This window comes from Streptomyces sp. NPDC006655, from assembly GCF_040703965.1.
GTDB lineage: Bacteria > Actinomycetota > Actinomycetes > Streptomycetales > Streptomycetaceae > Streptomyces.
In genome coordinates this window covers 1-3,856 of record NZ_JBEYJU010000220.1, presented here as the reverse complement: position 1 = coordinate 3,856, position 3,856 = coordinate 1, and the positions used below count along the sequence as shown (strand labels likewise).

Sequence of the window (3,856 nt, the reverse complement as noted above, 5' to 3'; positions counted from 1 at the left end):
GGTACGACAAGTTGGCGGTCCGCTACGAGGCGACCGTGCTGGTCGCAGCCATCAACGAATGGCTATGACCAGCACATTTGAAACGCACCCTAGTAGGACCTTGTCGGTGGTACGGGCGCGGCAGTGGCTCGGGGGGCGATCGCGGCGCCGCGGGATGGGGTTCGCGCACCATTGGACAGATAGCCTCTGCGCAGATAATCTACGGACAGATCATCTAGCCGAGGAGACCACTCATGTGGGAGTACGAGCACAGCATCGAGACCAGCGCCACCCCCGGGGCGATCTGGCGGCACTGGGCCGACGTTGAGAACTGGGGCACCTGGAACGCCGAGATCGAGAAGATCGAGATGAATGGCCCGTTCGCGGCGGGCACCCAGATCACGATGACGCCGCCCGGGGACGACCCGGTACTGCTGCGCATCGCCGAGACGGTCGAAGACGAACTGTTCGTCGACGAGGCGCGCTTCGACGGCCTGCTGCTGCGCACCACCCACCGGATCGACCGGATCGACCACAACCGGATCCGCGTGGTGTACCGGATGGAGATCACCGGCGCCGGCGCCGACGAGGTCGGCACGCAGATCGGTCCGGGCATCACCGCCGACTGGCCCGAGACAATGGCCTCGCTGGCCGAGCTGGCGCTTCGCTGATGCCCCTCAGCCCGGGCGCCAGCCCCGGATTCCTGCTGTGGCACGCCACCCTGCGCTGGCAGCGCGACATCGCCACAGCCCTGGCCCCGCTCGATCTCACCCATGTGCAGTTCGTGCTGCTCGCCTGCACCTGGTGGCTCAACACTCAGGGCGAGCATCCCAACCAGCTGGCCCTCGCCCGCCAAGCAGGCATCGACGTCAAGATGACCTCCCAGGTACTGCGCACCCTGGAACACAAAGGACTCATCGAGCGTGAAGTCGACCCGGCCGACACCCGCGCCAAACGACTGCGCGTCACCGACACCGGCGCCGACCTGGCCCCACGCGCGATTGAGGCAGTTGAGCGCGCCGACGCGCGGTTCTTCCAACCGGTGCCCCTCGACGACGCGGTAGCCCTGCTCGGCCAGCTGGCCCATCCCGAAACCTGAAACGCCCCTCACCCACAACTGCAGGCCACCGGACCGAGCCCACCGGTCGGTGGCCTTTGCAACAGGCCGGCCCCACCGCCCCGGCAGGAACAGCCGCCCTCCTCTCATGCCTGCCACCCCCGCCGCGACCGTCGTGCTGACCGCCTCCGAGCGCCACCTGACCGAAGAAGGTGGCGCACCGTCACAAGACACCACCTCAGGCCCGGCAGCAGGCAACCGTCGTACTTCTGGCGGCCCGAGGGTGCCCCGACGCCCGGACGCCGCGCAGACGTGGATGTGCGTGGACACGGTGAGTACCTGGCGGGGCCGGGCCCCGCCGTCACACTGGTCTTACCCGGAACTGGCCCGCGAGGTGGTCGCACGACGGGCCATGGCCATGGCCACGGCCATGCCAGCCTCGACCGTGAACATGCCGTCGTCGACTACAAACGCTGGAACAACTGATGCGCTGGGCACACCGCCGCAGCCGCCTGCCCGACACCTACCGCGCCATCGCCAGCCGCAACTCCGGCCGTCACATCAACATCTGACAACAGGTCAGGGGCAGGCTAGGGACGCCTCACCCGCCATCTCGCACCAACTCGTAAGTCCAATCTCCGGTCGGTGCTCGTAGGCGGTCAGTGACCGGAGATCGGCCACCGCCTCGGCCGTTGCACTGGGTTCACAGGTTGGCGTGTTCACGGCGATACGAGCGGGGTGCCAGCGCCCATACTTCGGTCTGGGCCGACCGGGCGCGCCCGGCCGGCCGGCACACGGCAGCGGCGCGGCGGCCCAGCCGTCGTGCCCACGAAACCTTGGAGGAAACGCCCATATGCGTGGATTACGAGTGGCCGGACGTCTGAGAACGCTGGCCTGCGCCTTGGCCGCCGGCGCATTGCTGACCGTTGGACTGTCCGGTACGGCGGCGTACGCGACGGAGGCGACCCCGCTCGCCGTAGCTCCACAGCTCGGCGTCCAGTTCAACGCCGACGGCGATCCGGGCCAGTGCGGCGGGACGACCGGGGAGCAGTGGGCTGCCTCGCCGGACTGGACGCAGGCCATCCGCTTCGACACCGACAACCGTTCCGGCGGCTGCCAGCTGGCGTTCGGAGTCTACGACCCGGACGGCACCCTCGCCGGCTCCTCCATCAGCTACTCCCTCCAGCCCAGCAGCGGCGGTGACGCCGGTCAGTGCGGAAACTACCAGGGCACCTACGCGATGCCGATCCTGCCGATCCAGGTGTTCGGGCAGGCCGTCAGGGTCGACACCGACGGCCGGCCGGGCTGGTGCAACCTCACCTTCACCGTGACGGGCAGAATCGTCCTCGACGTCCAGTTCTACCCCGACGGCGACGCGGGCCAGTGCCCGGACGCTGTGCCCGCGGGCCAGTACCGCTCGGCCTTCGCCGGCACTCCGGTCACGGTTAAAATCGACACCGACAGCCGCTCCGGCGGCTGCCAGTTCCTGCTGCGCCTGCGGCACTTCTAGCACCCCGCTGTGCACCCGGTTCCGTGCTGCGTTCGCGGTGCGGCGCCCCGCCGGTACTCAAGTGCCGGGCCGCATGCCTCTGTCGCGGTCCGGCACTTTCGCTGGCTCGTGACCAGCACTGCACTGCCGGGCCTCTTGGGGATCAGCGCACGAACCTGAGCGGGCTGGTTCACGCCATCAAGGACCAGCAGAGGGCGCAGGTTGGCCGAGCGCGACCGGAACAGGTTGGTCCGCTGCGCGAGTTAACCCGGAACGCCGTTGTCGCTTCCTGACAGCGACCTCAGGCACATGGCAAGGGGCCTCGGAGACGTCCGCACCGACAGCGGTCACAAGGGCGGACTGGTCGTGCAGGGCCGCGAAATCCACGTACAGCTGTCCGCCGGGGAAGAGCCCTCGGGCCGTTGCCGCCCATCGCCAGGCGGTAGTCGTCTTGCCGACTCCGGAGAGTCCGTCGAGCACTCCGGCATCGACGGTTCCCGAGCGACCTGCTCGCGCGCCGAGCGCCTCGTCCAAGACAGCGAGTTCGGCCGTCCGATTGCTGGACGGAACCGTGGCACCGGGCCGAGCCACGGCCGCCACCCTCCAGGAGATCACCGGTTGTGGATCCGATCCTGGTGCCCCGCGCATGGTGCGGTGTCTCCCGGGCGGCCCGCCTGCCAGCGGTCTTTCGTCGTGGCGTTGCACTGGTGGGGATGCCGATCCTGTGTGCGCTGGGCGACCCGAAGGTCGGCGGAGCGAGAGGTGCTGGCCGCGATGCTCGACGTCGACGCGGGCGTGGCGGCCGAGCACAACGGCATCCTCCTGATCTGCGACAAGGAGTTCACGGGCCGGGACTTCGAAACGCTGCTGGGTGAGTACGGCATCACGATGTTGCGGCCGTCCCGCAAGGATGAGAAGGCCCGCTACGGCGAGCCGATGCTCAAAGGGCTTCGAAGCCGTACGGCACCGACTCGAGGGCGAGGCCATGGCCGAGTACACCCTCACTACCGGCGGCGGATACTTCTTCGTCCCTCCACCCGGTGATGCCTGGATCACCACGCTGGCCTGAAGGGAGCAGCCTGACTCCGACGAGCGGGATACCCGCGCCGCTTCCGGCACGCTGGCCATCGCGCGTCGACGCAGCCCGTGCCACTGGCTTCCGGGCAAGGTGGAACCGAACCACCGGGTCCCGTCCGGGCGGTGATGGCTGCGGCGGCCAACGGGAACCTGAGCGATCTGAGGTTCCCCCGAGATGCGGGGATGGGTGACAGGGGGTCAGATGGGTCTCACGAGAGGAGCCCAGACGATGCCTGCCCCGAGGAAGTACCCGC

Annotated in this window: 4 protein-coding genes; all 4 read left to right on the top strand. The window is 68.7% G+C overall.

Annotated features, from left to right (window positions below):
- The first annotated feature begins 233 nt into the window (after positions 1-233).
- The 4 genes from AB0958_RS44685 (at position 234) to AB0958_RS44670 (ending at position 3,569) form a co-directional block, all read left to right on the top strand.
- A complete protein-coding gene (locus tag AB0958_RS44685) occupies positions 234-650 on the top strand; it encodes a polyketide cyclase (protein WP_366896220.1) in 417 nt (138 codons plus the stop codon).
- Positions 650-1,078 carry a MarR family transcriptional regulator gene (locus AB0958_RS44680; protein WP_366896219.1) on the top strand — a complete coding sequence of 143 codons (429 nt, stop codon included), beginning with the start codon at positions 650-652 and terminating at the stop codon, positions 1,076-1,078. Before AB0958_RS44685 ends, AB0958_RS44680 begins: the two co-directional genes overlap by 1 nt.
- 811 nt (positions 1,079-1,889) lie before the next feature.
- Positions 1,890-2,546 (top strand): hypothetical protein, encoded by a 657-nt coding sequence (locus AB0958_RS44675; RefSeq protein WP_366896218.1) that lies wholly within the window; start codon positions 1,890-1,892, stop codon positions 2,544-2,546.
- A gap of 753 nt (positions 2,547-3,299) precedes the next feature.
- Positions 3,300-3,569, top strand: coding sequence for a hypothetical protein (locus AB0958_RS44670; protein ID WP_366896217.1), 270 nt, complete (start codon positions 3,300-3,302; stop codon positions 3,567-3,569).
- Positions 3,570-3,856: the final 287 nt, after the last annotated feature.

Bases quoted from the DNA above. Each gene is read 5' to 3' on its own strand.
- AB0958_RS44670 (WP_366896217.1), top strand. From the start codon at position 3,300: ATGCTCGACGTCGACGCGGGCGTGGCGGCCGAGCACAACGGCATCCTC.
- AB0958_RS44675 (WP_366896218.1), top strand. From the start codon at position 1,890: ATGCGTGGATTACGAGTGGCCGGACGTCTGAGAACGCTGGCCTGCGCC.
- AB0958_RS44685 (WP_366896220.1), top strand. From the start codon at position 234: ATGTGGGAGTACGAGCACAGCATCGAGACCAGCGCCACCCCCGGGGCG.
- AB0958_RS44680 (WP_366896219.1), top strand. From the start codon at position 650: ATGCCCCTCAGCCCGGGCGCCAGCCCCGGATTCCTGCTGTGGCACGCC.